The sequence below is a fragment of the Autumnicola patrickiae genome, from assembly GCF_031846525.1.
Taxonomy (GTDB): Bacteria; Bacteroidota; Bacteroidia; order Flavobacteriales; family Flavobacteriaceae; genus Autumnicola; species Autumnicola patrickiae.
Map to the genome: position 1 here is coordinate 20,020 of NZ_JAVRHM010000009.1, position 26,947 is coordinate 46,966.

Consider the following 26,947-nt stretch of genomic DNA (forward strand, 5'->3'; position numbering starts at 1 on the left):
AATTTTTCATCCCAATTTCGAAAAAGATAATATAAACTTCTCACTTAATAATATAATTCATCTGTCTTCAAGTTAAGAAAACGCGAAGTTGCAATATATGTGCTTATCCAGGTAATAATTACCCCCATTAGAAATATTCCTATAAAAAGTGCCGCCAGTAATTTTACATCTCCAAGCAGATTGAGTTCTCCGAAACTTTTATTCAGGTAATAAAGAACTGCAGCCATTCCTATAAGCGCAAGTATAGCTCCAATAATACCCAGTTTCACACTTTGCCAGATAAACGGCCTTCTTATAAATCCCTTGGTAGCGCCAACCATCTGCATGGTTTTTATAATAAATCTCTTGGAATAGACTGCCAGTCTTATGCTGCTGTTAATAAGCAGTACTGCAATAAAAGTGAAAATTCCGCTCACTACAAGAACCCAGAAACTAATCTTTTTTACATTCTCGTTTAGCAGAGCAATTAAAGGTTGGTCATAGATAACTTCATCAACAAAATTTTTGGCAGTGAGCTCTGCAGCAATTTCGTCCACTTGTTCCGAAGAAACAAAATCGGCGTTCATATAAACATCAATAGAATTCTGAAGCGGGTTATATCCCAAAAACTCCATAAAATCCTCCCCAATTTCCTTGCTGTGTTCTTCCGCAGCCTCCTCTTTGGAAACATATGTGGTAGATTTTGTATAATCTGCCATAGCCAGGCTCTTCTTCAGCTGCTCAATTTCGACTTCCTTAGCAGTTTCTTTAAAATAAACCGTCATCGCGATCTGCTCCTTAAAATGATCGGCTACTTTTTTGGTATTTAGTACCAGTAAGCCTAAAATTCCCAATAAAAAAAGTACTAAGGAAATACTGATTACTACAGAAAAGTAGGAAGAAATCAGTCGGCGTTTTTGATACCTTTCAAAAGATGTGCTCATACAGCGGACTCAGATTTTTGTGTAAAAATAAGAAAGTTAATCATTCCCGTTTCTTTAAAACGTTCAAACTTTTAGATTTATTCTAAGAAGCTTAAATTTGAAAAAAACAGCTATGGAAATACTTGTATATGGCATTGGTGGAGTTGGAGGTTATTTTGGAGGAAAACTGGCAAAAGCCGGATATGATGTGACTATGATTGCCCGCGGAAAACACCTTGAAACAATCAGAAAAAACGGACTCGAAGTAGAGAGTATCAACGGAAACTTCACTGTGCATCCAAAACTAGCAACCGATGATGTATCTGAAGTTGCCACTCCCGATCTGGTGATTCTCGGAGTCAAATCCTGGCAGATTACTGAAGCAGCAAAAGATATAAAGCCGATAATTGGCAAAAATACGATGGTACTTCCTTTACAAAATGGAGCCAGTAATGCTGAAAAACTAATGGAGGTACTTCCAAAAGAGAACGTTTTGGGAGGATTATGTCGGATTATAGCTTTTAAAGAAGGTCCGGGAAAGATAAAACACCCTTCTATCGAGCCTCATGTGACTTTCGGGGAGCTGGACAACTCAAAATCAGAACGGATTCTTCAGTTGAAGGATATTTTTGACAATTCTAGCGTTAAAACTGAAATTCCGGAGGATATTCAGCTGGAAATCTGGAGAAAATTCCTTTATATCACTACGGTAAGTGCAATTGGAGGCCTTACCAAGGTTTCTATAGATAAAATTCTGCAAAGCGATTACCTCAGGGACATGATGCGCAAAACTGCTGAAGAAATTTTAGCCGTTGCCAACAAAAAAGGCATTGCTTTAACCCGGGAGCATGTGGAAAAAACCCTTAAAGTTGCAGAACAGCAGCCAAAAGGAACTACGGCTTCTACGCAAAGGGATATTATGGACGGGAAACCATCAGAACTGGAAAATTTTAACGGCTATATTGTAAAGGAGGGCGAAAAATGGCAAATATCGACCCCTGTTAACCGATTGCTTTATGAACTCGTGCTGCCAATGGAAAAAGAAGCCAGGAAAGCATAAGAATCTCTCCGCTATTGCTTACCCCAGCAAGTATAAAATTGTAAATTTGCAGGCATTTAGTGATTAATGTCACTGTATATGAAATGAAGCAGTCTGAGATTGCCACGTCATTTCATCCCTCGCAATGACCTATAATTAAAACAAGAAGATGAATTACAACTTCAACGAAATTGAAGCCAGGTGGCAAAAATATTGGGCCGATAATAAAACTTTTAAAGCCTCAAACACTTCCGAGAAATCTAAATTTTACGTTCTGGATATGTTCCCTTATCCTTCGGGAGCCGGACTGCACGTAGGGCATCCGCTGGGTTATATTGCCAGTGATATTTATGCGCGTTACAAGCGCCACAAAGGTTTCAACGTCTTGCATCCTCAGGGTTATGACAGTTTTGGACTTCCGGCAGAGCAGTATGCCATTCAAACCGGTCAGCATCCCGCTGTTACTACAGAAAATAATATAAAACGTTACCGCGAGCAGCTGGATAAAATCGGTTTCTCTTTCGATTGGAGCAGGGAAGTGCGCACCAGTGATCCCGAATACTACAAATGGACGCAGTGGATTTTTATCCAGCTTTTCGAATCCTGGTATGATCATGAGCAGGATAAATCCCGTGCAATTTCAGAACTTGAAGAAATTTTTGCTTCGGAAGGAAATACAAGGGTAAAAGCAGCCTGTGATGATGATATTGAAGATTTTACTGCGGAAGAATGGAATGCATTTTCTTCTGAAGAAAAACAACAGGTTCTGCTCAAATACCGACTTACTTATTTAGCCGAAACTGAAGTAAACTGGTGTCCGCAGCTGGGAACAGTGCTTGCCAATGATGAAATTGTTAACGGCGTTTCAGAACGTGGCGGCTATCCTGTTGTCCGGAAAAAAATGACACAATGGAGCATGCGGATTTCTGCTTTTGCAGAACGTTTGCTTCAGGATTTAAATAAACTGGACTGGACAGAGAGTCTTAAGGAAAGTCAACGTAACTGGATAGGAAAGTCTGTGGGAGCGATGGTGGAATTCCCCATCCTATCCTTCCCCGAAGGGGAAGAGAAAGTTCAAAAAGCTCCCCCTTCGGGGGCTGGGGGGATTCGTGTTTTTACCACCCGTCCCGATACGATTTTTGGAGTAACTTTTATGACTTTGGCGCCGGAGCATGAACTGGTGAAAAAAATCACGACTCCGGAGCAGAAAGAAGAAGTTGAAGCGTATATCGCGGCCAGTGCAAAGCGCAGTGAACGGGAGCGCATGGCAGATGTTAAGTCGATAACTGGTGTTTTTACCGGTGCTTATGCCGAGCATCCTTTTACCAAAGAGCCGGTGCCAATCTGGATTGGTGATTACGTGCTTGCCGGCTACGGTACGGGAGCGGTTATGGCTGTACCTTGTGGCGACCAGCGGGATTATGATTTTGCAAAGCATTTTGACTTGCCAATTATCAACATTTTTGAAAATGCAGATATTTCGGAAGAAGCTTTTTCGGGAAAAGAAGGAACGGTCATCGCAAATTCAGATTTTCTTAGCGGACTAAAATATAAAGAAGCGCTTCAGAAAGCGATCCTGGAACTGGAAAAACTGGGTCTTGGCTACGGAAAAACAAACTATCGACTTCGCGACGCCGTTTTTAGCCGACAAAGATATTGGGGAGAACCTTTTCCTGTTTATTATGTGAACGGAATGCCGCAAACAATAGATTTGGAGCACTTGCCGCTAAAACTTCCCGAAGTTGAAAAGTATCTTCCAACCGAAACCGGCGAACCTCCTTTGGGAAATTCAGCTGAATGGGCTTGGGACACAAAAGATAATAAGGTAGTTCCTAACATGGAAATTAATGAGGAGACCATATTTCGATTAGAACTGAACACTATGCCTGGATGGGCGGGAAGTTCCTGGTATCTCTTTAGATATATGGATCCGCATAATGAGAAGGAATTTGCTTCGAAGGAGGCTCAGCAATATTGGGAAAACGTAGATTTATACATCGGTGGAAGCGAACATGCCACCGGACATTTACTATATTCCCGTTTCTGGACGAAGTTCCTGAAAGACCGCGGATATCTTTCAGTTGAAGAGCCTTTTAAGAAGTTGATTAATCAGGGGATGATTTTGGGGACGAGTGCTTTTGTGTACAGGCTGAGCTTGTCATGGCCTATAACTGAAAAAAATAAAGATCAGGAAAAATATTTGAAGTGGTTTTCACTAAAATTTCCACAAATTTATTGTTCCGCGAAATTATATGAAAGGTTTTCGGGAGGTGGCATTACACTAAAAGAAATAGTGGATAAACATCCTACTAAAAAACTAAAAGAATTCTACCAAAACTTGGATGCAAATAAAATTGATAAAGATCAATTAATGGTTTCAGAGAGATTAATCCACACTGATGTTTCTTTTGTAAATAATTCTGATGAGCTTGATATTGATCAGTTTAAAAATTGGCGTCCTGATTTTCATAATGCTGAATTTATAACTGAAGAAGACGGTACATTTTCTGTTCTGCGAGAAGTCGAAAAAATGTCTAAGTCCAAATATAACGTGGTAAATCCGGACGATATTTGTGAAAATTATGGTGCCGATACTTTAAGGATGTATGAGATGTTCCTTGGACCTTTAGAGCAGGCAAAACCATGGAATACCGCCGGCATTACCGGCGTGCATAACTTCCTTAAAAAACTCTGGAAGTTGTATCACAACGGAGAAGAATTTCAGGTTTCTGAAGAAAAAGCTTCAGCAGAATCTTTAAAAACCTTACACAAAACCATTAAAAAGGTGACTGAGGATATTGAAAATTTCAGCTTTAATACTTCGGTTTCCACATTTATGATCTGTGTAAATGAGCTTTCGGCTCAAAATTGTAATCAGCGGGAAGTGCTGGAGCCGCTTGCGGTTTTAATTGCACCCTATGCACCACATATTGCAGAAGAATTATGGTCGAACTTGGGCAATTCTGAGTCTGTAATTACTGCGGAATATCCTGTTTACGAAGAAAAATACCTGGTAGAAAGTACCAAGAATTATCCGATTTCCTTTAACGGAAAAATGCGTTTTACCATGGAGCTGCCACTTGATATGAGTAAGGACGAAATTGAAAACACGGTATTGGGAGACGATAGAACTAAAAGTTATTTATCTGATGTACCCCCTAAAAAAATAATAGTTGTTCCGGGTAAAATTGTAAATATTGTTATTTAGCCCCCTTAAAAATTACGATAGGAATAAAAATTATACACTTTTTAGTATGCGCCCCCTGCATATGAATATTTTGATTTAATTTGCGTCAAAAATATTCTACTTATGGAAATTGGTGTACCTAAAGAAATTAAAAACAACGAGAGCCGCGTGGGAATGACTCCTGCCGGCGTGCTGGAACTTACTAAACGCGGACACAAAGTTTTTGTGCAGTCTACTGCCGGTGATAACAGCGGATTTTTAGATGAAGATTATTCAGCTGCCGGAGCGCAAATGCTCCCAACGATTGAAGATCTTTATGCGAAAAGTGAAATGATTGTAAAGGTGAAGGAGCCTATTGAGAAGGAGTATCCGCTGATAAAGGAAGATCAGGTGATTTTTACTTACTTTCATTTTGCTTCCAACCGGGCGCTTACTGAAGCCATGATTAACAGCAAATCTGTTTGTATTGCTTATGAAACCGTGCAGGAACCTTCGGGAGCTTTACCTTTATTAACTCCAATGTCTGAAGTTGCCGGAAGAATGGCTATACAGCAAGGAGCCAAATATCTTGAAAAACCAGTCAAAGGAAAAGGTTTGTTGTTGGGCGGAGTCCCTGGTGTTCGTCCGGGAAAAGTTCTGATTATTGGAGCCGGGACTGTTGGTATTCAGGCAGCAAAAATGGCTGCAGGACTAGGGGCACAGGTCACAATTATGGATGTAAATATGGATCGTTTGCGCCATGTAAACGATATTATGCCCAATCATGTTGTAACTGAATTTTCTAATGAATATAATATAAGGAAGCACATTAAGACACATGATCTTATAATTGGTGCGGTTTTAAATACCGGCGCAAAAGCACCAAAGCTTATTAGCAGGAATATGCTTAAGGAAATGGAGCCGGGTACAGTAATAGTTGATGTGGCTGTAGACCAGGGAGGTTGTATAGAAACTTCAAGGCCGACAAGCCATGAAGATCCTGTTTATATTATAGATGATGTTGTGCATTATTGCGTTGCAAACATGCCGGGTGCGGTACCGCATACTTCCACGCTTGCTTTAACCAATGTAACTTTACCTTATGTACTGAAGTTGGCTTCTGGCTGGGAGACAGCCTGCCAACAAGATGCAGTATTGGCTAAAGGATTAAATATTGTAAAAGGTAAGATTGTATATGAAGCCATAGCCGAAGCTTTTGGTTGGGAGGAAATCCTTGCGTAAGATTTCTAATTTACTTTAAACAAATAAATGCCGTTGCCTGTTGGGAGCGGCATTTTTTTATACCAGGTATATCTCCCTCGACTATGTCAGATAATAAACAATGAAAATAGTAACGCTTTTAGGAGAGGTAAATATCCACTAGTCCTTCGGGAGTGTTAAGATATATGGTTTTATTTTCTTTATCTACTTTTTCCAGAAATTCATCGTTCATTGGGATAAGTATATCCTTGCCGTCTTTCTTAATTTCAAATAGGGCCTGTGCGGTATTATCGTTTACAGATACTATTTCACCAATATCACCATGGTGAGCATCTATTACTTTAAAGCCAATAATTTCATGGAAATAAAACTGATGGTCTTCCAACTCTGGGAGCATGGTAAGTGGCAGGTAGAGTTCGCAGCCTATGATGTCTTCGGCGTCTTCTTCGGTATTAATATCTTCAAATTTGGCGCGAAGTAGAGTGCTTTTATGAAGAGCACTTTTTTCAATAAAAAATGGAACCAGATTTTCGTTGTATTCAACGAAAACCGATTCCATTTCTGTGTAAGTTTCAGGTTCGTCGGTGTCAAGTTTTATGAGCACCTCCCCTTTAAAGCTAAATTTGCTAACGATCTTTCCTAAATAGAAACATTCTTCTTTAGTCATCGCCGGCTGTTGAATTAAGCGTCTTTTTTCTCTTCTGTAGCTGCTTCTTCAGCAGTTTCAGTAGCAACTTCTTTTTCAACGTTTGCTTCAGGTTCGCTTCCTTCAGTTACTGCAGCACCTTCGTAATTTTCGTCGGTAGCAGCAGTTTCTTCCTGAGCAGCTTTTGCTTCAGCTTCGCGTTTAGCGTTGGCAGCTTTTTCAGCTTCCAGAGCTTTAGCTTTTTCAGCTTCCTGCTCTTTGGTTAAATTTTCTTTTTTAGCGTCAATTTTACCTTCTTTTTCCTCTAACCAAGCCTGGAATTTCTTCTCAGCTTCTTCTTCGGTCAAAGCACCTTTTTTAACTCCAGCAGCAAGATGTTTCTTTAGCAAAACGCCTTTGTAAGAAAGGATAGCACGGGCAGTATCTGTAGGTTGTGCACCGTTCTGTAACCATTTTACCGCACCGTCAACATCTAATTCGATAGTTGCAGGATTAGTGTTTGGATTATAGACACCTATTTTCTCAAGGTATTTACCGTCCCTTTTTGCACGCGAATCTGCGGCAATAATCCAGTAAAAAGGTTTTCCTTTTTTACCGTGTCTTTGTAATCTTATTTTTACAGGCATAAAAATTAATTTGTGGGGTTCCCGACCCCGATGATTAATAAGGCTGCAAAGATACTACATTTTTCTAATTTACAAGTTTTTACAAAATTAAATTCTTTAGAAGATTATGGTGGCGCTTATGCCATTTTTAAAGCGGGAGCGGTGGTAATTGTGAAGTTTTTAAAGGAAAAATTGAGATCGTTGTTAAAAGCAGTTAATTAGTGCTAAACCCTGTTAAATAGATTGATGTCAAGGTTTTAGCATAGTATCTTTAGATAAATGAAAAAAGAAAAACAGGTATGAAATATTCAGAAAAAGTTGCAAGAAAATTGAACGAGCTTCTTAAGAAGAATTACGATTCTGAAAAGGGATTTAAATTTGCTGCAGAAAATGTAAAGAACGATGAGCTTAAATCCTTCTTTAAGGATAAAGCGCAACAGCGATACGATTTTGGACATGAATTAAAGTCGGAGATTGCCAATTTTGGAGAGTCGCCAGATAAAGGTTCAAGTTCAGCGGGAGACGCTCACAGGACGTGGATGAATTTGAAGACAAGTCTTTCGTCAGATAAAGAAGAGGCTGTTCTGGAAGAGGCAGTAAGAGGAGAAAAAGCGGCAGTTGAGGATTATGAAGATATTCTTAAAGACCCTGATATTCCCGCATCTACAGGAAACATATTGTTGAAACAAAAAAATGCTATTATGGCTACTTTTAATCAGGTAAAAAGTCTTGAAAAGCAATTCGATTAATAGGAGAAAAAAGATGCGAACAAAGGTTGACTGATGTAGTAGTAGTTTAAAATGTTCGTATCAGGCCTCACAAATAAGTACCTTTATTGGTTACTGTTTGTGAGGCTTTTTTTGTGTCCTAAAGTGGTTGATAATTTATAAAAAGTTTCTTTTACCGAAAGTCAATTTATCTTTAATTTAGCGGGAAAAGCCGGAGTGTTTTTTTTGTAATACTATTGCCTGCCTAAATTAAACCCGAATCACATGTACCTTATCTTCGATACTGAAACCACCGGATTACCAAAGCGTTGGGATGCGCCTTTAACCGATACCGATAACTGGCCCCGATGCATACAAATAGCCTGGCAGCTGCATGATGATCTGGGAAATCTAGTGGAAAGTCAGGATTACCTGGTAAAACCGGAAGGTTTTAATATTCCGTATGATGCAGAAAAGATTCACGGAATTTCCACAGAACTTGCCGCGCAAAACGGAATTACTTTAAAGGAGGTTTTGGAAAAATTTCAGACCGCTCTTGATAAATCAAAGTTCGTCGTTGGTCAAAATGTAGGTTTTGATGTGAATATTATGGGGGCGGAATTTTTTCGTCTTCAGATGGAGAATTCATTGCTGAATTTGCCAATTCTCGATACCTGTACCGAGGTGACTGCAGAAATGTGTAAAATTCCCGGTGGGCGTGGTGGAAAATTTAAGCTTCCCACACTTACTGAACTGCACGAATATCTCTTTGACGAACCTTTTGCTGAAGCCCACAATGCGACTGCCGATGTGGAGGCAACCACACGTTGTTTCCTGGAGCTTATCAGAAAACGGATGTTCACCAAAGAACAATTAGATGTTCCTGCAGATTATTTTGAGAATTTTTCAGAAGCTAATCCGCAGCCGATACAACTTATCGGACTAAAACATATCAATCTCAAAAAAGCTTCCGAAGAAATAAGGAAACAGCTTCAGAAGGAACAACCTTCCGAGGAGATTACTACCGAGGAAATTGAGGAAAATCTCGAAAAGCTGGATGAAGTGCCGTTTGCACATTTGCATAACCATTCGCAGTTTTCGGTTTTACAATCTACCATTAGCATTCCCGATCTGGTAAATGCAGCAGGAGAAGAAAATATGCCGGCCGTTGCACTTACAGATCATGCCAATATGATGGGCGCTTTTCATTTTGTAAAAGAAGTTGGCGCCTATAATAAAGCTGTTAAAGCAAAAAATGCTGAAGCTCTTGAAAATAATTTACCTGCGGAAGCTAAAGAATTAAAAGCTGTTTTAGGTTGTGAATTTTTTGTTTGTGAAAACCATCGTGACAAATCCAGAAAGGATAATGGTTACCAGGTGGTTTTGCTGGCAAAGAATAAAAAAGGTTATCATAACCTGGCAAAAATGTCTTCCATCGCCTATACCCAGGGATTTTATTACGTGCCGCGGATAGATAGAGAAGTAATTCAGAAATATAAAGAAGATATTATTGTGCTTACAGGAAACCTCTACGGGGAGGTTCCCAGTAAAGTACTTAACATGGGAGAAAAGCAGGCTGAAGAGGCTTTGCTTTGGTGGAAACAGGAATTTGGCGATGATCTTTATATGGAGATTATGCGTCACAATCAGGAAGATGAAAATCGGGTGAACCCGGTTTTAGTGGACTTTGCCAAAACCCACGACGTAAAACTTATTGCCACCAATAACACCTATTACTGGAAACAGGAAGATGCCAATGCGCACGATATTCTGCTTTGTGTAAAAGACGGTGAAAAGCAGGCCACGCCAATAGGTCGGGGTAGAGGCTATCGCTATGGTTTGCCAAACCAGGAATATTATTTCAAGTCTGGCGAAGAGATGAAGAATCTCTTTAAAGATTTGCCCGAAGCGATTTCAAATGTTCAGGAGGTTGTGGATAAAATTGAACCTTTTGAACTGGCGCGGGATGTACTGTTACCGGCATTTACAATTCCTGAAGCTTTTTTAGTTGAAGAAGATAAAGTAGATGGTGGAAAGCGGGGCGAAAATGCCTATTTAAAGCACATCACTTTTGAAGGGGCGAAGAAACGGTATGCAGATCTTACTCCGGAAATTGAAGAACGTCTTAATTTTGAGCTTTCGGTTATTGAAAATACCGGTTATCCCGGTTATTTCCTTATTGTGGAAGACTTTATTCGGGAAGCACGTAATATGGACGTATCGGTTGGGCCCGGCCGTGGATCTGCCGCGGGAAGTGCCGTGGCCTACTGCCTTGGAATTACAAATATCGACCCGATTAAGTACGATCTGCTTTTTGAGCGTTTCTTAAACCCGGATCGTGTAAGTATGCCCGATATTGATATCGATTTTGATGATGAAGGGCGTAGCCGTGTTATGGATTATGTAATCGAAAAGTATGGAGCAAATCAGGTGGCGCAGATTATCACGTACGGAACCATGGCTGCTAAATCTTCAATTCGGGATACTGCAAGGGTTTTGGATTTACCTTTAAGCGATGCCGACAGGATTTCGAAGCTCATTCCGAATACCAAACTGGGTAAAATCTTCGGAATGAACGAAAAGGAACTGAAAAGCAAATTCCGAAGTGAAGAATTAGAGAATATCAATGAACTCCTTAATATAGCTGAAGGAGACGACCTGGAGGCGCAAACCGTTAATCAGGCTCGTATTCTGGAAGGTTCAGTCAGGAATACAGGAATCCATGCGTGTGGGGTTATTATTACTCCCGGGGATATTACAGATTATGTGCCGGTCTCGGTCGCAAAAGATTCCGATTTATATGTTACGCAATTTGACAACTCTGTAGTAGAAAGCGCCGGCCTGCTGAAAATGGACTTTTTGGGCCTTAAAACCCTGACTTTAATAAAGGACACGGTTAAAATTGTAAAAGGCCGACATGATATAGATCTGGATCCCGATAATTTCCCGCTGGATGATGAGGAGACTTACAAGCTTTTCCAGCGAGGGGAAACGGTAGGAATATTTCAGTATGAATCGCCGGGAATGCAGAAGCATATGAAGGATCTTAAGCCAACGGTTTTTGACGACCTTATTGCGATGAACGCCTTGTACAGGCCGGGCCCGATGGAATATATTCCGAGTTTTATTGCCAGGAAGCATGGGAGTGAAGAGATCGCCTATGATTTACCTGATATGGAAGAATACTTGCAGGAAACCTACGGAATTACAGTTTACCAGGAGCAGGTGATGTTGCTTTCGCAGAAACTCGCAGGATTCTCCAAAGGTGACGCCGATATGCTGCGGAAGGCGATGGGTAAAAAAATCTTTGCTTTACTGGAACAACTTAAACCGAAGTTTCTTGATGGAGGAGAAGCCAAAGGCCATCCAAGGGAAGTCTTGGAAAAAATATGGAAAGACTGGGAAGCATTTGCAGCTTATGCATTTAACAAATCCCACTCCACCTGTTATGCCTGGATCGCTTACCAGACTGCCTATTTAAAAGCCCATTATCCTGCGGAATATATGGCGGCGGTGCTATCCAATAACATGAATGACATTAAGCAGGTCACCTTCTTTATGGAAGAGTGCAAACGCATGAAACTGAATGTACTTGGTCCTGATGTAAATGAATCTTACTACAAATTCTCTGTAAATAAAGATTACGCAGTTCGGTTTGGTATGGGTGCCATTAAAGGTGTCGGGGCAGGAGCAGTGGCCACTATTGTCGAAAATCGTAAAACTGAAGCAGGTTCTTATCGTTCCATTTTTGATATGGCAAAGCGTATTGACCTTCGTGCAGCCAATAAAAAGGCTTTTGAAAACCTGGCGTTAGCCGGTGGTTTTGATGGATTTAGCGATACTCATCGCGCACAATACTTTCATGATGAAGGTGACGGAATGACGTTTCTGGAAAAAGTGATAAAATTTGCCGCAAAATTTCAGGAGAATGAAAATTCTTCGCAGGTGAGTCTGTTTGGCGAAGCCAGCGATGTACAAATTCCGGAGCCTACTGTGCCGCCTTGTGAACCCTGGGGCACGATGGAAAAGTTAAGAAGAGAGAAAGAAGTGGTGGGAATCTACATTTCAGGGCATCCGCTGGATGATTTTAAAAAGGAACTGCAATATTTTTGCAATGCCACATTAGCTGATTTTAATGATATGGAAAAGTTCGTTAACAGGGAACTTTCTTTTGGAGGGATAATTAGCGATGTCCAGCACAGGACCTCGAAAATGGGCAAAGGATGGGCGACGTTTTTTGTGGAAGATTACGTAGAGACTTATGAATTCAGGATGTTTGGGGAAGAATATCTCAAATTCCGGCATTTTCTGGTTCCAAATTCTTTTGTGCATGTAAAAGCTTTTATTAAAGAAGGCTGGACCAATAAGGAAACCGGGAAAAAGAGTGATCCCAGGATTCAGTTTAACAGTTTTCAGTTACTTCATGATATTATGGATAGTTATGCAAAGAAACTTACCATTCAGCTGGATATAAATGATCTGAAAGAGGAGAAAATTGCTGTTTTAAAAGATATTTTCAGATCCCATCGCGGGGATCACAAATTAAATTTTGTGGTTTATGAAATGAAAGATCAGGTGAAGCTGCACATGCCGAGTAAGAGGCAGAAAATAAAGATTTCACAGGAATTACTGGAAGCGCTGGAAGAAGAACAGGTGAATTATAAGCTGAATTAGTTGGTGGTTTTTTGTTCGGGGTTTGGAATTTTTTCGAAGTAAGAAAGATGAGGTTTCTGTCGGTCGAAAATTGCCAAATCTGGGTATAAGCTTATTGTTGTCTGTGTCTGTTGTCCGTTTGCTGTTGAGCGTGGAGATAGGTCGATAATTGACAATTTAGGGCACCCTCCTGGGGGTTTAAGATTGAGTTTCCTGTTGTTGTGGGGCGAAAATTGCCAAAATTAAGCAGTGGCAAAAAACAGAACAAGGATTGAATTAACTGCTACTGTAAACTGTGTCACTGCCCGCTTATTTTCGGTTAGGGATTGGAGCAAGCTACCTTATAGCGCGAAAAGCCCGGCCCCGCGCCACGAGCGCGGGGAAACCGCCAAATAAGCCGCGTAAATGAGGATATAGCCAAATACAATCTTGCTTGTGTAAGAAAAGCAAAAATATTTGACTAATTTTACAGATTATATAAAAGAAGCAAAACTTAAAATAAGATATTATGGCAATTGAAATAACAGATGCGACTTTTGAGGAAAAAGTTTTAAAGAGTGATAAGCCTGTAATGGTGGATTTTTGGGCTGCATGGTGTGGACCTTGTAGAATGGTTGGACCAATCATCGATGAGATAAGCGCAGAATATGAAGGTAAAGCATTGGTTGGAAAGCTTGATGTGGATGCAAACCAGGAATTTGCTGCTAAATATGGTGTGAGAAATATACCTACAGTACTTGTTTTTCAGAACGGGGAATTGGTAGGTCGCCAGGTTGGTGTGGCTCCTAAAGCTACTTATGCTGAGGCACTTGACAATCTTTTATAGTATAATTATTAAATAACGATTATAGAAAGGCTTGATGAAAATCAGGCCTTTTTCTTTATATTACTATCTGTTTTACAAATAAGCGGAATGGATTTACAGGAGCAGGTACACAAGGCGGGCGGATTTACAAATCTGGAATTATTGGCGCGGCAGGTGGTGGAAGGATATATTTCGGGGATACATAAGAGTCCGTTTCACGGATTTTCTGCAGAATTTGCTGAACATAAAATTTATAATAACGGCGAGAGTACCAAACATATTGACTGGAAGTTATTTGCCAAAACCGACAAGCTTTATACGAAGCGTTATGAAGAGGAAACGAATTTGAGGTGCCATTTGATTGTGGACAATTCGGCTTCTATGCATTATCCAAAACTGGCAAAGCAAGAGGTGAGTTCGCTGAATAAGATAGGTTTTTCTGCTTTAGCTTCGGCTTGTATTATGCAGATTATGAAGCGGCAGCGGGATGCCGTTGGTTTGAGTGTTTATAGTGATGAATTTGAATTTTATGCACCGGAAAAAGGAAGTGAGCGGCACCACCATATGCTCCTGAATACGCTGAATGATCTTGTGCGGAAAGGGTCTCAAGGGAAAGCAACTGATACTCATAAATATCTGCACCAGATTGCTGAAAAACTGAAGAAAAGGTCGCTGGTATTCCTTTTTACCGATATGTTCCAGGCAGATGCAGAGGAAACGGACTTATTTGAGGCTTTACGGCATTTAAAATATAATAAGCATGAAGTAGTGCTTTTTCACGTGATGGATGAAAAGAGGGAACTTAGCTTCGATTTTGACAATGTTCCAAGAAGGTTTACCGATGTGGAAACGGGTGCGCAGGTGGATTTGTATTCTGAAAATGTAAAGGAAAACTACAAGCTTGCTGTTGAAGATTACATAAATACACTTAAGCTGGAGTGCGCGAGATATAAGATTAATTATGTGCAGGCCGATACTAATAAAAAGCTGGATAAAATTCTGACGACTTATCTTGTTGAGAGACAAAAGATTGGTTGATAAGTCGAAATTATTTTGAAAAAAATGCAAAAAAAGGTTTGCAGGATTGTAAAACGGTGGTATATTTGCCCTCGCAATAAAGCAACGGTCTGGTAGTTCAGTTGGTTAGAATACCTGCCTGTCACGCAGGGGGTCGCGAGTTCGAGTCTCGTCCAGACCGCTTTTTAAGCATTAAATTAAAGCAAAAAGCCTCAAAATCAATGATTTAGAGGTTTTTTTTATTCCCCGAAACATTAAAATAACCCAAATAAACCTGACTAATTGGTGCTGAATTCGGTGCGTCTTTTTGCGCGAAAAAAAGACGCACCGAATTAATCTTAAAGTACTGTTAATAAAATGGTTGCAGCGTTTCTTTAACACTTTTGGGCACCCTCTTTTTGTACCTTTCAGGTGAGCATTTTAAAAGACGCACCTATGTCAACTTTACTAAGCATTTTATTTTTCCCTAAAAAAGGGAGGTCTACACCGGATGATCAAGCTGTGTTGTACACCAGAATTACCTATAGAGGTAAGCGAGCGGAATTTAGTACTAGCCGGAGAATCAAAGTCCAGCTATGGAACACCAAAAGCGGGAAGGCCAAAGGAACTTCAGAGGAAGCAAGAACGGTTAATCGGTTTCTGGATCATACCCGGTCTTCCTTATATGAAATCCACGATAGGCTGTTAAGAGAGAACCGGCGCATTTCGGCTACAACAATTAAAGAGATTTATTTAGGCAAAGAGGAGAAGCAATATATGTTGCAGGAGATTTTTCAGGATCACAATGATGATATGGAAAAACTCATTGGAAAAGGATTTACTAAAGGAACTTTGCAACGTTATAATGCCTGCAAGAAACATATAGAGGATTATCTGGAGTTCCGTGGAAAAGCAAAAGATATTCCAGTGGAAGATGTGGACCACAAATTTATCACCGGATTCGATCATTTTTTAAAATCAGAAAAAGATTGTGCCCACAATACTGCTCAGAAGTATATTGTAAATTTCAAGAAGATCATCCGTATTGCCTATGCCAATCAACGGATAGATAAAGATCCTTTCTTTCACTGGAAGGGAAACTGGAAATCTTCTGAGCGGGAATATCTAACGGACTCTGAACTTAAAGTCATGGCTGAACAAAAATTCGATATTCCCCGTCTTGATATGGTAAGGGATACCTTCGTATTTTGCTGCTATACCGGACTGGCATTTGCCGATGTCAAAAAACTTGTTGCGGATGACATCATTGAGCAAAACGGTAAAAGATGGATAAAAACCAAAAGACAAAAAACGAAATCTTTAAGCAGTATTCCGATACTAGAAATCCCAGGGAAGATTTTAGATAAGTACGCTGATCATCCGTACGTAAAAGCAGGTAAAGGAGTGTTGCCTGTATTGACCAATCAGAAGTCAAATTCTTACCTAAAGGAAATAGCGGACGTCTGCGGTATTAAAAAAAATCTCACCACCCATTTAGCCCGGCATACCTTTGCGACTACTGTAACGCTTTCTAAAGGAGTTCCAATTGAGAGTGTGGGCAAGATGCTTGGGCACAGATCCCTTAAAACAACACAGATTTATGCAAAGGTGTTGGATGAAAAGGTGGAGAGGGATATGGAGATGCTGGAACAAAAGATGAAAAATAAACAGTAAAAAATTTCAAGCTATCTGTGCTGAAGCTGCTGAGAGTAAGAGATTTATAGAGGACTGATCTTGATGTATCTCTTAAAGGCGGACAAAGATCAGGAAAATAAAAATTAGTCAAAATTTCAGCAAAAACTTTATATTTCAGACAGTTCAGAAGTCGATATAAGCTCAAACCATCTGGACTCTAATTAATAAAATATGTTCAATTGGAATCACTAAACTAAAACTGCAATTTAATAGCAGCCGCCTTGTCTGAAAGTGAACTTGAGGTTATAAAAATAATCTGAAACCAGCTCTTTAAAAAATACAGAAGATATTTCGTGACCAAGATAAGGATATACTTTTATTTCCAGTTCCTTTTGCTGTAGATGGTCCTTCAAAAAAGTTAAGGTTTCCCGAGGATCTACAACTTCATCCTTTGCACCTAATACTAAGTACTTAGGACCTTGAACGATTTGAGGTGCCTTTGAATATTTATAATATTTCATCAAAGGGGGATTGAACAGCAGAGCGGGAGTGCCATTTATATTTGAACCTATAAAACCATTTACAGCACCCAGACCACAACCAATAATAACATCTTTTCTTGGATGAACATATTTTACAATGGTTTTAAAAGAAAGAATTTTCTCCTTTGAGTAATCAAAATTTGGAGCAAAGACATTTCCATGTTTCTCAAGGATCATCCGTTTCTTATCACTTAATTTACTATTTACGTCGTGTAAGTAAAGTATGTTCATTATTTTATTTTTTCTTAGGTTAATAAAACCAAAGAGACTGAATTACTGTGACAGAAGACGTCGTTACATGAACTGATTTCAAGTATCGCAGATGAATTTATGATAGGTGTGGAGTAAATACATAACCTCCTAAAAGGATGATGTCTTACTTATTTGGTTCTGCAATAGAAAATTCCTTTATGCATCTTCTAACTGTGCATTAGCATCTGTTTCAAAAAAAATATAATTAGGCTAAACGAGAATATTAATTGGGAAAGGTGTAGTCAGTAATTTTATCTGAGAACCAAGATCATCAATTTATCACATTAAATGTTTTCCAAAACTATTTTACCTGCTCTTTTTTCAAAATCAGAAGCTCTTGTAATTTTTCTTTATTATCGCTATTTAGAAAACTATTGCTCAAAAGTTCCCTCCAGGCCCTGGAACCTTTGTCGATTCTCCTCCATAAATTTTCAATTGCTTTTTCAGGTATGCCGGCATTAACCATAGCTGTATCAAAATCAGGCTTTTTAAGTTTTTTCTTTTTCCCGTTTAGAGTGAGAGCCAGTTCCTCGTCATCCTCAGGCATTAGAAGTTGTACGGCTAGCACATCGTAAGCCGGTGCCAGTTCATAAGAGCCGTTTTTTTTTGCTATTAAAGAAAAGTTTTTCAGATGCATATCATTATTACCAATGAGATAGGAGACAATTACCTGCTCATAGAAACGAACCACATCAATAAGGCGATTTCCATTGTACTTTAAAATTGCTTTTGCAATTTGCTCATATGAACCTCTGTATTTATGCTCCGTTTGTTTTTCTGTGAACTGACAGGCATCTTCCATGGCGTATTTATTACCATTGTCGTCGCGGTCTATTCTTCTGGTTAAATAGGCAAGTTCCCCATCCTTCAGGGGTATTAATAAAAAAGGAACTGTTGCTATTCCACAAGCTTTGGCCATATGCATAGATAAAAACTCTATTTCCGGCATTTGAGGATATTGTGGATAAGGTGGTTTCAGAATATACCTGCCATCAAGAGCTCCTACTATCGTTAATCTCTTGTGTTCCTGATGATCAGTAAATCCTAAAGAAAGTTTGGGCTGTACTCCCGGTACTATAATACGCTGAGCTATATTTTCTTTTGCGAGCTCTTCCAGATCTGAAAGGGAATAGTCTAATTGAAGTACAGGTGTATCCTGCTGCCAGAAGTCTGCAAGGCAGGCAGGGTGATAATTAGTCTCATCTCTATGTAAAGGCTGTAAACAGGCGAGGCAATTTTTCATAGCGGTCTTACACTTATGTTTCCTATACAATCTTTACAGGTAGCTAGAAGCAATCCCATTCGATCCCGCGGATTAAGTTTCCAGTTCTTATGAACGATATCGAGCAACCAGCCTTCAGGAATTAAACCATCGAAAAACGGAAATAGAATCTCGGATTTAAAAGATTCTTTCTGCAGAGGCAGGGTTAAACTCACAGGTTTTGGAGACTTACTTTTTAGATAATCTTCATCATATTCGAAAATATAGGCCTCTTCGTTTTCTGTGAGAATTCCGGCTAAACTCTGATCTATAATAATTTTTGCCTGCCTCATTAGTCAATAGGTTGTGGTTTTAATGTAGATCCAAAGAATAGCAAAATTTGATTTACTTTATCTGTCATTAGATTAGGTTTGCCTTGTTCCAGGTCACGAACAAATCTGAGTCCCACACCGGTTAGATCTGAAAGTTCTGTTTGGGTCATTTTACTGGCTTTCCTTTGCTCGCGTACGTATTCCGCAATTGGATTATTTCGGTTCCACTCTTCCATAGATATACCTTTACGGGTGCAATATAGCAAAAAGTAATATACCTATACCCAATGAGGTATATTTTAGTTTCTACACCACTTTTATACCTGTTCGCGTATAAAATTTTGTTGCAAGAGAGAGAGCATCAACTAGTTCAAAAAATGAACAAGTAGGGAACAAGCTGCGACCCGATGCTGAACAACCTCTGGTACAGTTTGCTGTACATTATTAAATAGCTGAATGGGAACTGAAATTTTCGAGGTCATAATATTTAAATTAAAATACCCCCTGCTTTTTCAGTGACGATTTATAAATGACTGGATGTCCTTTAAACTGTAATAGATCTTTCCTTTTACTTGTGCGTAATCAATAAGCCCTTCTTCCCACCAGCTTTGGGCAGTTTTCGCACTTATCTTGAACATCTGGATAAAATCATCATTATCCAGAAGGATGAGACAGGATCCTTGGTCTGCCTGATCCTGAATTCCCTTGTTAGCTGCTCTATTTTAGCTTCCAGGGAATGCATAGTTACCATAAATGGATGAGTGTTCTCTTTCATAATGATCTCAATTTATTAGTCCCTATTGACTTTTTAAAAATTATTATTTGCTCCATTCTTAATTTTATGCCAGCTAACACATCCGGGAATTGATCCTTTTCCAAAATCAGCGGTTTGTTCGCTTTGGTTTCTGTTCGCTCAAAAAGATACAATAACATTCCTGCTGTTGGTTTGATCTGGGTTTTTCTATATCCTTTTTAAATCGTAATAATCCTGCTATTTAACTTTTGCCCCAAGAGCAAAAATTTCAGAGAATATTGCGTTGACCAAAAAAAAGAATAGCTATTACAGCGCTGATTCTTTTCTTGATTAAAGCGTCCAGAGTGTCCATATACGGACCTATTATTTCATGTGGAGATACTCCATTTCGTTCAAAAAACTCAATCATTAAGAGAAGCGTCATTGACTGTGACTCAAATAATTCCTTACAATAGCTTCAAAATTTTTTGGCTACTGAAAGTTTGATCTTTAAAGTTTCAAATCTTTCTTTTCTGTATCTGGAATCCATTTTTTAGTAATTTTTAAACGGTTTTACTGCAGCGGCAAAGCACTTTTAGTAAAAAACCAATTGGAAATTTAATTTTTCTCTATCTTCAAAAATTGTAAAAAACTGTATGTCAGTAATTTATTAATAGAATAGGTATCCTTAACACCGCTCTGCGTGTTACCCTCTTGCTTTACCTTTTCGCTTTACCTTTTCGTCCCCCAGGGACAAAAATTTCAACTATTAAATAGAATTTAATAGCTCTCTGTTTGTGGAGGTAATAAAATCCTCTTTTTAAGATTCGAAAAAGAAAATCTTTGAAATTAATTATGAAAATATGGAGAAATAAATGAGAATATTTTAAAAAGGAATAATGGGCATAGATCAAAATGGAAAGTGATGCCCGACACCGAGGTCTGAAATAGTTTTCTGTGAGAAAAAATCATTATAGAATTGATTGCAAATAGCTAAAGATTCGCGAGAAACCGCAGTAATGAATAAAAATTGAAAATTTAAATTAAAGTAAACAGTTGTTAAACAATAGGGTGTTTTCTAATATTTATAGTTGTTTGTTGTAAATTACCCAATTATTAATAATAAACTGTTTAGTACAGTTCCTAGTAAATAATGTTCTATGAAAAAATTTTTAAAAAAATCTAAACTTACAGGTTTGTTTACTGCAGCTATGAGTGCAGCTTTACTTATTTCTTGTTCTGAAGATGCTGTAGATTCCGTTCAATCAGATATGGATACAACGGCAAAGCAGGAATTTGAATTGCTTGCTCCACAGGATGGAATGATTCGAATTGATGCTAAATCAAATATTGCTAAAAGCAATATTAGTAAAAAAAAGGCTACAGATGCAGCAGGAGTAGATAGAGGTCGTTTTAATATTTCGATTAACTATTTGGTGCCTGTAACCGATAGACAGCGTGAAGTCTTTGAATCTGCTGCTGCTCGGTGGGAACGAATCATTATTAAAGATGAATCTTCGATACCGGAAGAAGCAGTTGCCGGAGCAATACCATCGGCTTTTGTAGGTTTTCCGGCTCTAAATGCTGATGGTCCAGTTGATGATGTGGTAATTGAGGTAGTTCTTGTACCTATAGATGGACCTGGAGCGGTTCTCGGCTCCGCCGGTCCTAGATTTATTCGTACAAGTAACGGTTTAACCATAAGTGGTGTTATGCAATTTGATACTGCTGATCTTCAGTTCCTAGATGATTTGGGTTTATTTGAGAACGTTATTGTTCATGAAATGGGACACGTTTTAGGAGTAGGTACGTTATGGAATGTGGGAGATAAAATGCTTAGTCAGGGACCTGCGAGTAATCCATACTTCACAGGAAAAAAGGCCAATGTATTTTGGAATGCTGAGGGTGGTGAATTTGAACTTCCAATTGAAAATATTGGAGGTCCCGGTACAGCTGGTGGGCATTGGAGAGAATCTTTATTGGGTAATGAACTGATGACTGGATTTATCAACTTAGGAGAAAATCCATTAAGTCGAATAACCGCTGGATCTATGAAGGATCTTGGTTATGGAGCTGCAAGTGTTGGTGAACAATATGATCTAGCTAAAGGCACTCCAGGAGTAGATATAAGCGAGCTTGATGCAATGAATGCCAATGGTAGCCAGGGAATCAATATTGCTGAACATGAGGTATTACTTCAACCAATTGGAGAAGTTGTAGATAAATAGTAAGTAATTTGGACTTTTAAGAAAATTAAAAGTATGAATATTATACAAGAGCCTGATTCATTTATAAAAATGGATCAGGTTTTTTATTTATAAAGGTTTTTTACCAATAGGGAATTAGTACCATTCTAGAGGGAATTATTCTATGTCTTTGATCTAGATAAGGCATATCGAGGAACTTTAATACCAGGCACTACTCTGGTGTTATGAAATGCGGAAACAATTAGAGAGACATTTAAATTTACAAGTGAGGAACCGGATTGTTAGTGACCCACATCTTTACTGTTTCCTTATATTTCGATTTTTAGAAGACTCAATGATTTGATTTCGATCCAGCGGACTTGAGCCTAAAAGCTTTTTCAAACTATCTCATTCATAATTTTATTTTTATAGCTTTTTGGCTGGTGTCCAAGAGAATTTGGAATGGGATATTCGAACTCCTGATATGGTCTACGGCCAGTCTGAAGCAGGAGATTTTGTGGTGGTTAGAAGCTATGATGAGTTTATAAAATACGTTCGGGAAAAAGGATTGTCCGATATGATCAGCTTTGATAATGATCTGGGTCTGGATGAAAATGATCTAGTTGCACCCAATGGCTATGCTGCGGCCAAATGGCTGGTTTATGAATCTGGTTTGAACCTTATTGATCTGAAATTTAAGGTTCATTCCGCCAATCCTGTTGCGACAGAACAGATTCGTGGTTTACTGAGTAATTATATTAAATTCTTGAAGATAAATACCTAACCATCTATTAGCATAGGAGAAATACAGAAAAAAAATGGAGTGGTAGACATAAGCTTCTTAAGGTGGCAGAACTTATAGAATGTATATTGGTATCTTGTTTTACGATTTCCAAATCCACTTTAATGAACCTGAATAATTTCAAAAGTTTTTCGAAAATACTATTCACTATTATTTTCCTTTTTGCAGGAAGCAATTTCCTGCTTGCGCAGGTAAAGATCTGTTCCTGGAATCTTCAAAACCTTGGAAAATCGAAGAGCGATTTTGAAATAGAGATTATGGCTCAGACTATAAAGAATTTTGATGTTGTTGCGATTCAGGAAGTAGTGGCGGGTTATGGCGGACCACAAGCCGTTGCCAGACTGGTAGATGAGCTAAACCGTACAGGAGCGAAGTGGAATTACCAAATAAGTGAAGCAACCGAGAGTACTCCTTATGCTACTGAGCGTTACGCTTTTCTCTGGAAGACCTCTAATGTTCAGTCGGTAGGGCGTGCATCCTTGATCAAAACTATGTTAAGGAGATCGATCGGGAGCCTTTCTTTGGAAGCTTTAGGTACAACGGGGAAGAATTTACTTTAGTAAGTTTTCATGTAATTCCAAAGAAGAAACAGCCGGAAACAGAGATTAAATATTTTAAATTTTTCCCGGAACTTTATTCTGATAAGAACCTAATTTTTTTGGGAGACTTCAATGTACCTCAAAATCATACTGTCTTTAATCCGCTGAAGAAGATGAGGTATGCTCCCGTTTTCCGGGATCAGAGAACAACTATGAAAATGGAATGCGCAGATAATGAATGTCTTGCTTCGGAGTACGATAACATTTTTTACAGTACTAAAAGCATCAAAGTGTTAAAGTCTGGAGTTGTACTTATTTATAAAAACTTTACTGATATGAAAGCTGTAAGGCGTATTTCAGATCATATTCCCGTATGGGCAGAATTCAACTTTGGCGGTAAATAGGAGCCTCCTAAGAGGTCACCTCCCTAAGAAACTCCCTAATCATCACCATCGCCAGGGTATCTAGTTCGCAATATCTAAGGACCGACTGCTTTATCGCCAGCCGCTCTTATACCAACAACATTGCTTTCCTTCCCAATGATTCTGCAAGATGTGCTACTGGATAAGACTTTAATTTTATCCTCCTGAAATTCATAGAAAAACACTGAAAGCTGATTTTTAATTTATATCTTCCAAGTGTAAAAAATATCATCTTGTCTGAGGTTATTCCTATGGAGAACCAAATATTGCTTATTACCGATTTTTCAAAGGCCTCCTGGAATGCCTTGATTTACGGAATGGAAATCTATAAGAAAACCAAAGCAAAATTTTTCATTCTGCATTGTTATAAAAAAGAACTGCTAAAGCAAAATAAAAAGGAAGAAAAAGCAGAATCTGAAATTGGTTTGCAACGAATTATGCAGGGAATAAGTTTTCGGAAGGAAAACTTTCCGCATCAATTCGAATCTATTTCTTCTCAAAAAAAAGTTCAGGATGCGGTGCACGACATTACAGATTCAAATAAAATCGATCTTATCATATTAGGCTCCCCGGGTGATTCTGCGGGTATTAATCATGCCTATCATAATTGGGTTTCCGAAATACTTCAAAGTCTGGACAGCTTTCCCATTCTGGTGATTCCTGAAACCTGTAAGTTTACTCAAAAGGAATTCTCTGAAATAGTTTTTCCATCCCCTTTCAGTAATAGCTATAAAAGCCAGGAATTAAAAACTATTATACATCTGGCAAAACTTACAAATGCAAGCATAAGAGTATTAGAAATCCAGGAATCTAATGGTACTTTAAATAAAAAGCAATTAGCGAATAAAGAGGAGCTGGACACTTTACTAGAGGGGGCGAAATTTACTTTCCATAAGCTCACCGACACCACAATTTCCACAGGGATTAGACTTTTTATTCAAAGTCGAAATAGTAATATGCTAAGTTTATACCGTAGAAAAAAGGGTTTCTTTACCCGTCTTTTTAATCAAAGTATGGAAAAGGATATCGATTTTGATCCGTCTGTTCCGGTATTGGTAATCCCGGAGTTAAATAAAAATGAATAACCGTACCTGGCCTAATAAAAAGGTGAGCGGAGTTTGATTTTTTCCGTCTCAAGAATCCTTCATTTTTTAAAGTAGAGCTTTGACAATACAGTTGAGAATGTTTAAAAAAGAGATCTGTTATTGTTTTTAAGTCCCACCCGCAATGCCTTTGGTCATATTGGCATTGTTTCCAATGGAAATGGGAAAGAAAGCGATTTTATTCACGCTACTATTGAAAGTAGTGACTACAAATCTCTCCAAAAAAGGTTACACCCGCCGGTTCCTAAAAGCCATCCGGGTGTTGTAAAAAATTACGTCTAATTATTTCTATGAAATCCTCTATTCTAAGAAAATGCGGGTTAAATTTTCACCGCAATGTCGCAAAGTTTTACGCAAAGGGCGCAAAGCTTTTCTAATGATTTATATACAAGGTAGTTACTAAAACTCCTTTAAACCCGGGGTGTTTAATAGATAATAGCTGTTTTACTTCTTTGGCCTTAAAATTAAATGGTGGCTCTAATATATTCACCCCACTTTGCTTCTTTAGCCTTATTCCCTGCCCGGAGATAATATCTTTATTGGCTTCAAAATCCTTCTCCGGTAGATGCTCGGTAAGAATAACATATTTATACCGGTATAATTCTTCAACCACGCTCTTTATTTCTGCATTAGATAAATGTTGTAACACCTGCCTGAGAATGGCACAATCGCCCAACGGTAATTCCTCCGCTGCAATATCCAGGACGTGAAATTCTAAATTCTCTGCCCCGAATTTTTTCTTGTTGTGCGCTATAAGATCAGGCACAATGTCTATGGCGATATACTTTTTAGAATGCTGCACCAATTCCTTCCCAACATTAAAATCCCCGCACCCAAGATCGCAAATTACTGGCGGAGTTTTAAAAGATCTTAAGAATGTCGATACTGTTTCCACATAACGATATACCAGCTCAGGATGATGGGAGCCTAAACCGGAGTAAAATTCAGATTCATTTCCACCCCGCAAATTATTTTCATAGATCTGCACCATGGCAGCTTTTGTTGGCCAGGGCTGCTTTATTTTTTTCTTTTTTGTCATTTAAAAGGTAGAAACTGGATCATCACTCAAAAGTAACGGATTAAATTCTGGAACATACAATGGTTGAAGAATCAAATTTTAATTTTGAAAAGTGGACATAAAGCAGAGGACGGTATAACGAAACCACCACAATGAATAATGACAATTTATTCCGTTTCGCTGAAATTTTCGAAAGATCCTAATTCCGCTTTTTTCAAAACCGCTCTGGCATTAAGGTCAAAGTAAATATCCGGATGAAGTTTTTACGCTACTTTTGTCGCTATTGAAATAGTATGAAAAGAGCTTTAGTAAGATATAGAAAAAGTGCTTTTGGAAGGTATGTTATTCGCAATCAAAAGTACGCCCCTATTCTTTTTTTTATGGGTGGCTTTATTTTTGACACGTTGACTTTAGGGCGAATAGATCGAACTTATGATACGGTGGTACTTTGCTCGCATATGACCTTATTATCGTTAACGCTGTATTTTTTCAATTTGTCGGATGATGGTAAATGGAAAAACATTTTTATCGATCGTTATTCCGAATATTTTCCGCTAGCCATACAATTCTTCTTTGGGGCACTATCAAGTGCTTTTGTCATCTATTTTTTTAGAAGTGTGTCACTGTCAAAAACTATGGTTTTTTTCATACTGCTGGTGCTGCTCTTATTTGCAAACGAGTTTCTTAAAAAGAAAATCTCCAATAAATACCTCCAGTTCAGTGTTTATTTTTTTATAAGTTTTACCTTTTTCACCTTTATGGTCCCTACGCTGATAAAGGAGATGAATACCTTTGTTTTTATTATTTCCGGACTTCTGAGTTTAGCTTGTACGCTGGCTCTTATCCTGTTTATTTACACCTCCAGCCCAAGCACAAGAGCAGAGATAAGTCTAAAAAAACTGATCAGTGGTATCCTTACTATCTATTTAGTTATCAATGTTTTTTACTATTTTAATCTTATTCCGCCGGTACCATTAGCTATGGAAACCGGGTTCGTGGCTCATGATGTCGGGAAAAAAAATAATGAATACATCGTTACTTACGAGAGGGATGAATGGTATATATTTTGGCGTACACATAACATCAATTTTCATCGTCATGCTGGTGAAAGGGTTTATGTGTTCACTTCTGTTTTTGCACCTACAGCTATAAAAAAGTCAGTTTTTCATCGTTGGCAATGGTACAATCCCGAAACCGGGAGGTGGGAAATAACCGAGGACATTGGCTTTGAAGTTACCGGTGGGCGTGATCATGGTTATCGTGGATTTACTTATAAAAACAACCTTAAGGAAGGCAAATGGGAAGTTCATATAATTACACAAGAGGAGCTATTACTTGGTGTTGTAGGTTTTGTTATTAAAAACACTTCTGAACCCAATATAGAAGGAATGGTAAAGGAAACATTTTAATAACTGTTTCCTCAATACTATTTCTTATCATTA

The 26,947-nt window shown here is 38.6% G+C and carries 23 protein-coding genes, 1 tRNA gene and 1 pseudogene; 15 read left to right on the plus strand and 10 right to left on the minus strand.

Features of this window, described 5'->3' with window-relative positions; all coding sequences use genetic code 11:
• Positions 1–44: 44 nt before the first annotated feature.
• Positions 45–923: a cell division protein FtsX gene (locus RM549_RS09135; protein WP_311683974.1), complete on the minus strand. Its 879-nt coding sequence runs from the start codon at positions 921–923 to the stop codon at positions 45–47.
• Between the two features lie 112 nt (positions 924–1,035).
• On the opposite strand from RM549_RS09135, the gene RM549_RS09140 reads away from it, so the two are divergent.
• The 3 genes from RM549_RS09140 to ald all read left to right on the plus strand — a co-directional run bounded on the left by RM549_RS09140 (position 1,036) and on the right by ald (position 6,349).
• A complete protein-coding gene (locus RM549_RS09140; RefSeq protein WP_311683976.1) occupies positions 1,036–1,962 on the plus strand; it encodes a ketopantoate reductase family protein in 927 nt (308 codons plus the stop codon).
• A gap of 148 nt (positions 1,963–2,110) precedes the next feature.
• A complete protein-coding gene (locus tag RM549_RS09145) occupies positions 2,111–5,149 on the plus strand; it encodes a leucine--tRNA ligase (RefSeq protein WP_311683978.1) in 3,039 nt (1,012 codons plus the stop codon).
• Between the two features lie 102 nt (positions 5,150–5,251).
• A complete protein-coding gene (ald, locus tag RM549_RS09150; RefSeq protein ID WP_311683980.1) occupies positions 5,252–6,349 on the plus strand; it encodes an alanine dehydrogenase in 1,098 nt (365 codons plus the stop codon).
• Between the two features lie 118 nt (positions 6,350–6,467).
• Here ald and rimM read toward each other — a convergent pair whose 3' ends face one another.
• Complete coding sequence (rimM, locus tag RM549_RS09155; RefSeq protein ID WP_311683982.1) at positions 6,468–6,995, minus strand: ribosome maturation factor RimM; 528 nt, start codon at positions 6,993–6,995, stop codon at positions 6,468–6,470.
• A gap of 14 nt (positions 6,996–7,009) precedes the next feature.
• Complete coding sequence (locus tag RM549_RS09160) at positions 7,010–7,600, minus strand: 30S ribosomal protein S16 (RefSeq protein WP_311683984.1); 591 nt, start codon at positions 7,598–7,600, stop codon at positions 7,010–7,012.
• A 278-nt stretch (positions 7,601–7,878) separates the two neighbouring features.
• Between RM549_RS09160 and RM549_RS09165 the strand changes: the two genes are divergently transcribed.
• The 6 genes from RM549_RS09165 (at position 7,879) to RM549_RS09190 (ending at position 16,414) form a co-directional block, all read left to right on the plus strand.
• Positions 7,879–8,328, plus strand: coding sequence for a ferritin-like domain-containing protein (locus RM549_RS09165; protein ID WP_311683986.1), 450 nt, complete (start codon positions 7,879–7,881; stop codon positions 8,326–8,328).
• Positions 8,329–8,571: 243 nt separating this feature from the next.
• Positions 8,572–12,960, plus strand: coding sequence for a DNA polymerase III subunit alpha (gene dnaE / locus RM549_RS09170; RefSeq protein WP_311683988.1), 4,389 nt, complete (start codon positions 8,572–8,574; stop codon positions 12,958–12,960).
• Positions 12,961–13,447: 487 nt separating this feature from the next.
• Positions 13,448–13,765 carry a thioredoxin gene (trxA, locus tag RM549_RS09175; protein ID WP_311683990.1) on the plus strand — a complete coding sequence of 106 codons (318 nt, stop codon included), beginning with the start codon at positions 13,448–13,450 and terminating at the stop codon, positions 13,763–13,765.
• A gap of 87 nt (positions 13,766–13,852) precedes the next feature.
• On the plus strand, positions 13,853–14,782 hold the full coding sequence (locus tag RM549_RS09180; protein WP_311683992.1) for a DUF58 domain-containing protein: 930 nt from the start codon (positions 13,853–13,855) through the stop codon (positions 14,780–14,782).
• Positions 14,783–14,868: 86 nt separating this feature from the next.
• Positions 14,869–14,942 (plus strand) — tRNA-Asp (locus tag RM549_RS09185).
• 254 nt (positions 14,943–15,196) lie between these two features.
• Positions 15,197–16,414, plus strand: a complete 1,218-nt coding sequence (locus RM549_RS09190) for a site-specific integrase (RefSeq protein ID WP_311683994.1) — start codon at positions 15,197–15,199, stop codon at positions 16,412–16,414.
• A gap of 227 nt (positions 16,415–16,641) precedes the next feature.
• On the opposite strand, the gene RM549_RS09195 is transcribed toward RM549_RS09190, so the two are convergent.
• The 6 genes and pseudogenes from RM549_RS09195 to RM549_RS09220 all read right to left on the minus strand — a co-directional run.
• Positions 16,642–17,148, minus strand: a complete 507-nt coding sequence (locus RM549_RS09195; RefSeq protein WP_311683996.1) for a hypothetical protein — start codon at positions 17,146–17,148, stop codon at positions 16,642–16,644.
• A gap of 322 nt (positions 17,149–17,470) precedes the next feature.
• A complete protein-coding gene (locus tag RM549_RS09200; RefSeq protein ID WP_311683998.1) occupies positions 17,471–18,412 on the minus strand; it encodes a HipA domain-containing protein in 942 nt (313 codons plus the stop codon).
• Positions 18,409–18,723 carry a HipA N-terminal domain-containing protein gene (locus RM549_RS09205; RefSeq protein WP_311684000.1) on the minus strand — a complete coding sequence of 105 codons (315 nt, stop codon included), beginning with the start codon at positions 18,721–18,723 and terminating at the stop codon, positions 18,409–18,411. The genes RM549_RS09200 and RM549_RS09205 overlap by 4 nt, the downstream gene beginning before the upstream one ends.
• Positions 18,723–18,938, minus strand: coding sequence for a helix-turn-helix transcriptional regulator (locus tag RM549_RS09210; RefSeq protein ID WP_311684002.1), 216 nt, complete (start codon positions 18,936–18,938; stop codon positions 18,723–18,725). Before RM549_RS09210 ends, RM549_RS09205 begins: the two co-directional genes overlap by 1 nt.
• A gap of 389 nt (positions 18,939–19,327) precedes the next feature.
• Positions 19,328–19,477, minus strand: a complete 150-nt coding sequence (locus tag RM549_RS09215) for a hypothetical protein (RefSeq protein WP_311684004.1) — start codon at positions 19,475–19,477, stop codon at positions 19,328–19,330.
• A gap of 247 nt (positions 19,478–19,724) precedes the next feature.
• Positions 19,725–19,898, minus strand: a pseudogene (locus tag RM549_RS09220) (BfmA/BtgA family mobilization protein); the annotation flags it as partial.
• 697 nt (positions 19,899–20,595) lie between these two features.
• Between RM549_RS09220 and RM549_RS09225 the strand changes: the two are divergent.
• The 5 genes from RM549_RS09225 to RM549_RS09245 all read left to right on the plus strand — a co-directional run bounded on the left by RM549_RS09225 (position 20,596) and on the right by RM549_RS09245 (position 24,469).
• Positions 20,596–21,663, plus strand: a complete 1,068-nt coding sequence (locus RM549_RS09225; RefSeq protein ID WP_311684005.1) for a leishmanolysin-related zinc metalloendopeptidase — start codon at positions 20,596–20,598, stop codon at positions 21,661–21,663.
• Positions 21,664–22,078: 415 nt separating this feature from the next.
• A complete protein-coding gene (locus tag RM549_RS09230) occupies positions 22,079–22,405 on the plus strand; it encodes a cyclic-phosphate processing receiver domain-containing protein (protein WP_311684007.1) in 327 nt (108 codons plus the stop codon).
• A 122-nt stretch (positions 22,406–22,527) separates the two neighbouring features.
• Complete coding sequence (locus tag RM549_RS09235) at positions 22,528–22,983, plus strand: exonuclease/endonuclease/phosphatase family protein (protein ID WP_311684009.1); 456 nt, start codon at positions 22,528–22,530, stop codon at positions 22,981–22,983.
• Positions 22,984–23,081: 98 nt separating this feature from the next.
• On the plus strand, positions 23,082–23,366 hold the full coding sequence (locus tag RM549_RS09240) for an exonuclease/endonuclease/phosphatase family protein (RefSeq protein WP_311684011.1): 285 nt from the start codon (positions 23,082–23,084) through the stop codon (positions 23,364–23,366).
• A 251-nt stretch (positions 23,367–23,617) separates the two neighbouring features.
• On the plus strand, positions 23,618–24,469 hold the full coding sequence (locus RM549_RS09245) for a universal stress protein (RefSeq protein WP_311684012.1): 852 nt from the start codon (positions 23,618–23,620) through the stop codon (positions 24,467–24,469).
• Between the two features lie 391 nt (positions 24,470–24,860).
• On the opposite strand, the gene RM549_RS09250 is transcribed toward RM549_RS09245, so the two are convergent.
• The gene (locus RM549_RS09250) at positions 24,861–25,526 is read right to left on the minus strand and encodes a class I SAM-dependent methyltransferase (protein ID WP_311684015.1); all 666 of its coding nucleotides are present in this window, start codon (positions 25,524–25,526) and stop codon (positions 24,861–24,863) included.
• A gap of 272 nt (positions 25,527–25,798) precedes the next feature.
• Between RM549_RS09250 and RM549_RS09255 the strand changes: the two genes are divergently transcribed.
• Entirely contained in the window at positions 25,799–26,914 is a 1,116-nt protein-coding gene (locus RM549_RS09255; RefSeq protein WP_311684017.1) for a DUF2914 domain-containing protein, read from the plus strand.
• Positions 26,915–26,947: the final 33 nt, after the last annotated feature.

Bases quoted from the DNA above. Each gene is read 5' to 3' on its own strand.
- RM549_RS09135 (WP_311683974.1), bottom strand. From the start codon at position 923: ATGAGCACATCTTTTGAAAGGTATCAAAAACGCCGACTGATTTCTTCC.
- RM549_RS09140 (WP_311683976.1), top strand. From the start codon at position 1,036: ATGGAAATACTTGTATATGGCATTGGTGGAGTTGGAGGTTATTTTGGA.
- RM549_RS09145 (WP_311683978.1), top strand. From the start codon at position 2,111: ATGAATTACAACTTCAACGAAATTGAAGCCAGGTGGCAAAAATATTGG.
- ald (WP_311683980.1), top strand. From the start codon at position 5,252: ATGGAAATTGGTGTACCTAAAGAAATTAAAAACAACGAGAGCCGCGTG.
- rimM (WP_311683982.1), bottom strand. From the start codon at position 6,995: ATGACTAAAGAAGAATGTTTCTATTTAGGAAAGATCGTTAGCAAATTT.
- RM549_RS09160 (WP_311683984.1), bottom strand. From the start codon at position 7,600: ATGCCTGTAAAAATAAGATTACAAAGACACGGTAAAAAAGGAAAACCT.
- RM549_RS09165 (WP_311683986.1), top strand. From the start codon at position 7,879: ATGAAATATTCAGAAAAAGTTGCAAGAAAATTGAACGAGCTTCTTAAG.
- dnaE (WP_311683988.1), top strand. From the start codon at position 8,572: ATGTACCTTATCTTCGATACTGAAACCACCGGATTACCAAAGCGTTGG.
- trxA (WP_311683990.1), top strand. From the start codon at position 13,448: ATGGCAATTGAAATAACAGATGCGACTTTTGAGGAAAAAGTTTTAAAG.
- RM549_RS09180 (WP_311683992.1), top strand. From the start codon at position 13,853: ATGGATTTACAGGAGCAGGTACACAAGGCGGGCGGATTTACAAATCTG.
- RM549_RS09190 (WP_311683994.1), top strand. From the start codon at position 15,197: ATGTCAACTTTACTAAGCATTTTATTTTTCCCTAAAAAAGGGAGGTCT.
- RM549_RS09195 (WP_311683996.1), bottom strand. From the start codon at position 17,148: ATGAACATACTTTACTTACACGACGTAAATAGTAAATTAAGTGATAAG.
- RM549_RS09200 (WP_311683998.1), bottom strand. From the start codon at position 18,412: ATGAAAAATTGCCTCGCCTGTTTACAGCCTTTACATAGAGATGAGACT.
- RM549_RS09205 (WP_311684000.1), bottom strand. From the start codon at position 18,723: ATGAGGCAGGCAAAAATTATTATAGATCAGAGTTTAGCCGGAATTCTC.
- RM549_RS09210 (WP_311684002.1), bottom strand. From the start codon at position 18,938: ATGGAAGAGTGGAACCGAAATAATCCAATTGCGGAATACGTACGCGAG.
- RM549_RS09215 (WP_311684004.1), bottom strand. From the start codon at position 19,477: ATGAAAGAGAACACTCATCCATTTATGGTAACTATGCATTCCCTGGAA.
- RM549_RS09225 (WP_311684005.1), top strand. From the start codon at position 20,596: ATGAAAAAATTTTTAAAAAAATCTAAACTTACAGGTTTGTTTACTGCA.
- RM549_RS09235 (WP_311684009.1), top strand. From the start codon at position 22,528: ATGAACCTGAATAATTTCAAAAGTTTTTCGAAAATACTATTCACTATT.
- RM549_RS09250 (WP_311684015.1), bottom strand. From the start codon at position 25,526: ATGACAAAAAAGAAAAAAATAAAGCAGCCCTGGCCAACAAAAGCTGCC.
- RM549_RS09255 (WP_311684017.1), top strand. From the start codon at position 25,799: ATGAAAAGAGCTTTAGTAAGATATAGAAAAAGTGCTTTTGGAAGGTAT.